Origin of the sequence: Sphingobacterium sp. SGR-19 (assembly GCF_011043555.1) — a bacterium.
Classification (GTDB): Bacteria; Bacteroidota; Bacteroidia; order Sphingobacteriales; family Sphingobacteriaceae; genus Sphingobacterium.
Genome location: NZ_JAAKGS010000019.1, coordinates 1 through 3,849, shown reverse-complemented (window position 1 = coordinate 3,849; position 3,849 = coordinate 1). Strand labels below are relative to the sequence as shown.

Genomic DNA, 3,849 nt, shown 5'->3' with positions numbered 1-3,849 from the left:
AACAGAAAACGGAAATGCCGCTCTGATTATGAAAGATGCCAACGAGATACCAAGAATTATCTTAAAGGTTGACAGTTTAGGGAATCCATCTATCGAAATGTTCGACAAAAATGGAAATGTTAATTGGAAACAATAAAATCATTGTAATATCTTAAAGGAAAATTCTTCTCAACAAACCTTACTTGAACGTAGAATTAAAGCGTTGCGGATTGCCTTAAATTTGATTGAAAAAGAACAGTTAGAATCAACAAATAATTGATAAAACAAGGCTTCCACCACAATCAAACCGAAAGTCTAATGCAGCCGAAAATGTGAAATTCAGCAAGTTTCGGATTTTATGACAGTAAGATAGTTTAGACCTTTGTGATATAAAATTCAGAAACAATGAACGGGCAACAAAAAATCAATTATAACCGAATTGCTGAAGCGATTGAATACATAAAAAGCAATTTTAAAGACCAACCAAATTTGGATGAGGTTGCAAAACAAGTACATTTAAGCCCGTTTCATTTTCAGCGTTTGTTTAGCGAATGGGCAGGAACGACACCAAAGAAGTTTTTGCAATACACCAGTGTAGAACACGCGAAAAAACTACTAAAAGACCATCATGCTACGCTTTTTGACACGGCTTTCGAAACAGGGCTTTCCGGTACAGGACGATTGCACGATTTATTTGTAACCATAGAAGGGATGACACCAGCCGAATACAAAAACGGTGCAAAAAAACTTATTATCAACTACAGTTTCGCAGAAAGTCCGTTTGGAAATCTAATTGTAGCTTCAACACCAAAAGGCATTTGTTATATGGCTTTTGAAGGCAATGAAGAAACGGCATATCAAAATTTACAAGCTAAATTCCCGAATGCTACCTTTCAACGGAAACTAGATTTAATGCAACAAAACGCATTGTTCATTTTTCAAAATGATTGGAGCAAGCTATCTGAAATAAAACTACATTTAAAAGGAACAGATTTTCAATTGAAAGTTTGGGAAACACTCTTAAAAATCCCAATGGGAAAACTTGCCACCTACGGTAATATTGCCCAAGAAATAGGAAACGTAAATGCTTCCCGTGCTGTAGGGACGGCTATCGGAAACAATCCCGTTGCATTTCTTATTCCTTGTCATCGTGTTATTCAATCATCGGGAAACCTAGGCGGTTATATGTGGGGCAACACCCGAAAAGCGGCAATCATCGGTTGGGAAAGTGCAAAAACAGGGATTATTGAAATATAGCAAGTTTCGGGTTTTATACGCCAAGGTACATTTTAATCTTTGTAATAGATTTTTAAATAAAAAACAATGCAAAGATTTAAAGGTAAATACGCACTTATCACAGGCGGAACAAACGGAATGGGTTTTGCCACAGCCCAACAATTCATTAGTGAAGGAGGTAAAGTAATCATAACCGGTCGAAGCGCCGAAACGGTAAACCAAGCCGTAGAAAAACTGGGAGCCAGTTCTTTAGGGATCGTTTCGAATGCGGCAAATATGAAAGATATTTTCAGCTTGCCGGAACAAGTAAAACAATATACCGAAAACATTGATTTACTCTTTGTAAATGCTGGTTATGGGAAATTTGCATCGGTGGAAAGTGCAGATGAAACCCATTTTGACGAGCTGTTTGATATGTTGGTGAAAGGCACATTCTTTACTGTTCAGCAAGTACTGCCGTTGATGAAAGGTGGAAGTGCCATCGTACTCAATACTTCAGTGGTTACGGAAATGGTCGTGCCACATTTTTCTGTTTATTCGGCAGCAAAATCTGCCGTGCAATCCTTTATCAAGACCTTTGCGGCAGAACTTACGGAAAAAAGTATTCGCGTAAACGGAATTAGTCCCGGATACATCAAAACCAACGGGTTCAACAACACGGGTTTAAGCCCTGAACAAATTGAAGAGGCGATACAAAGCATTGTTTCTACGATACCCTTCCAAAGATTTGGTCAGCCTTCGGAAATTGCGAATGCCGTATTATTTCTTGCTTCTCAGGAGGCCTCATATATTCACGGAACGGAACTAACAGTAGATGCGGGAATTTCAGTAATAAAATGATGAAGCAAAGACTACAAAAAATAAATTGGGAATCCGTTGCCAATAATATGCACGAAAAAGGTTTCTCAGTAATCACAAACTTGCTTACAGATGAAGAATGTAACGAACTGGTACAAAATTATACCCAACCAAATACATACAGAAAAACAGTAATGATGGAGCGCTATCGTTTTGGTTTGGGCGAATACAAATATTTCGACTATCCATTGCCCAACATCATTCATCAAATCAGAACTGAAATGTATCCGCATCTAGCGCCTATTGCAAATCTTTGGTTTAAGGCGTTAAAAATGGATACAAAATTCCCATTAAATCATGCTGAATTTTTAGAAGAATGCCATAAAAATGGGCAGCAAAAAGCTACGGTTTTAATTTTGAAATATGGTAAAGGCGGATATAATACGTTACATCAAGATTTATACGGGGAAATTTATTTCCCCATACAAACGGTCTTATTTTTGAACGAACCGGACAAGGATTATACAGGCGGAGAATTTGTATTAACGCAGCAAATACCCAGAGCACAATCCAAAGCCATCGTGCTAAAACCAAAGAAAGGCGATTTATTGGTTTTCACTACCAACTTCAAACCCGAAAAAGGCAAAAAAGGCTATTATCGGGTAAATATGAAACACGGTGTAAGTGAGGTTCACAGTGGGAAACGCTACACTTTGGGTATTATTTTTCACGATGCGACAAATTAATAATGATAAGGCATTGTGAAATATCTGATCGCGATTTGCATCACAAACTCAGGCACAACGAAATTTGTTTTGGAGGAAATCTCAAACTGAAAATTTACGGAACTTTGTCTTGCAAATCAGGGAAACGAATGAAAAGGAATAACAGAGTTTTCTTCACATCAGAAAATGAAGCGATTGAAAAGGGTTTTCGCCCTTGCGGACATTGCATGAAAGAAAAATACCAAAAATGGAGAAATGGATTTATTTGAGAACAGTATAGACAAAACAAAAAATTGGCTGCCCAAAGATGGAATGGTTAATTATCATGGTAAATTGTTTGAACGACAACGAGCGGATCATTATTTTGAATGCTTGCTCAACACTATTGAATGGCGAAATGACGAAGCCGTTATTTTTGGCAAGAAAATCATAACAAAACGTAAGGTAGCTTGGTATGGCGACAAGCCATTTGAATACACCTACTCCAACACTTCAAAATATGCTTTGCCTTGGACTGAAGAATTATTAACACTCAAAACCGCAATAGAAAAAGAAACAGACGAAACTTTTAATTCCTGCTTATTGAACCTGTACCACAGTGGAAGCGAAGGAATGGCGTGGCACAGCGACGGAGAAACGGACTTGAAGAAAAACGGAGCAATCGGCTCCCTAACTTTTGGATCAGAACGGAAGTTTGTTTTCAAACATAAGCAGACCAAAGAAAAAGTAGAAATGATTTTAGAACACGGCAGTTTGTTGGTAATGAAAGACACCACACAAACACACTGGTTGCACCGACTTCCACCAACAAAAAAAGTAGCCAAACCGAGAGTGAATTTAACTTTTAGAACAATTGTGGAATAAAAAAGTAGTAGCTTACGAAGGTGTCGGCTTATTGTAACCTATTTCCTTTTTTCACTAACTTGAGCCTTCTAAAAATAGGCAAAGTTCAATAAAATTATGAAGATTCTATCGCTAGCAAATAACAATACATCATAGACATTAAAAAATATTACAAAATGACAAAACTTGACCCAATAATTGCCGTAAAAGATGTTGAAGTGAGTGCTGAATGGTATAGAAACATATTTGGATTCAACATTACACACGG

General features: G+C 37.4%; 5 protein-coding genes. All 5 read left to right on the top strand.

Annotated features, from left to right (window positions below):
* The first annotated feature begins 384 nt into the window (after positions 1 to 384).
* The 5 genes from G5B43_RS19150 to G5B43_RS19130 all read left to right on the top strand — a co-directional run bounded on the left by G5B43_RS19150 (position 385) and on the right by G5B43_RS19130 (position 3,602).
* Positions 385 to 1,236 (top strand): bifunctional helix-turn-helix domain-containing protein/methylated-DNA--[protein]-cysteine S-methyltransferase, encoded by an 852-nt coding sequence (locus G5B43_RS19150; protein WP_165296407.1) that lies wholly within the window; start codon positions 385 to 387, stop codon positions 1,234 to 1,236.
* Positions 1,237 to 1,302: 66 nt separating this feature from the next.
* Positions 1,303 to 2,055 carry an SDR family oxidoreductase gene (locus tag G5B43_RS19145; RefSeq protein WP_129758463.1) on the top strand — a complete coding sequence of 251 codons (753 nt, stop codon included), beginning with the start codon at positions 1,303 to 1,305 and terminating at the stop codon, positions 2,053 to 2,055.
* Positions 2,052 to 2,759, top strand: a complete 708-nt coding sequence (locus G5B43_RS19140) for a 2OG-Fe(II) oxygenase (RefSeq protein WP_317167532.1) — start codon at positions 2,052 to 2,054, stop codon at positions 2,757 to 2,759. The genes G5B43_RS19145 and G5B43_RS19140 overlap by 4 nt, the downstream gene beginning before the upstream one ends.
* 2 nt (positions 2,760 to 2,761) lie before the next feature.
* The gene (locus G5B43_RS19135; protein WP_129758462.1) at positions 2,762 to 3,007 is read left to right on the top strand and encodes an Ada metal-binding domain-containing protein; all 246 of its coding nucleotides are present in this window, start codon (positions 2,762 to 2,764) and stop codon (positions 3,005 to 3,007) included.
* Entirely contained in the window at positions 2,994 to 3,602 is a 609-nt protein-coding gene (locus tag G5B43_RS19130) for an alpha-ketoglutarate-dependent dioxygenase AlkB family protein (RefSeq protein WP_165296406.1), read from the top strand. Before G5B43_RS19135 ends, G5B43_RS19130 begins: the two co-directional genes overlap by 14 nt.
* Positions 3,603 to 3,849: the final 247 nt, after the last annotated feature.